Source organism: Methylobacterium organophilum (assembly GCF_022179465.1).
GTDB classification, from domain to species: domain Bacteria; phylum Pseudomonadota; class Alphaproteobacteria; order Rhizobiales; family Beijerinckiaceae; genus Methylobacterium; species Methylobacterium organophilum.
This window is the reverse complement of record NZ_BPQV01000047.1, coordinates 1-264: the sequence shown is the minus strand read 5'-3', so window position 1 is coordinate 264 and position 264 is coordinate 1. Positions and strand designations below refer to the sequence as shown.

Annotated in this window: 1 protein-coding gene; it reads right to left on the bottom strand. The window is 72.3% G+C overall.

Annotated features, from left to right (window positions below; all coding sequences use genetic code 11):
• The coding region (locus tag MFF21_RS24160) for a S4 domain-containing protein (RefSeq protein WP_283206558.1) at positions 1-264 on the bottom strand (264 nt) is incomplete at both ends.

The following is a 264-nucleotide window of genomic DNA, read 5'->3' as shown; positions in this document are numbered from 1 at the left end:
GTCAAAGACGGTGCGCCGGGCGTGGGGGTCGTGGCGGGTGGTGGTGTACCCCTTGGGCTTGTGGAGGGCGAGGACCAGCCGCTTTTGGGGCAACTCCACCCGCTTCCCGTCCACCTCCACGAGGTCCTCGGGCCCCACCTTCTGGCCGAGGACCGCCACCTTCCCGTTCACCCGCACCCGCCCCTCGCGGATGAGGTCCTCCGCCTTGCGGCGGCTCGCCACCCCGGCCCGGGCGAGGAAGGCCTGGAGGCGGAGCGCCTTCAA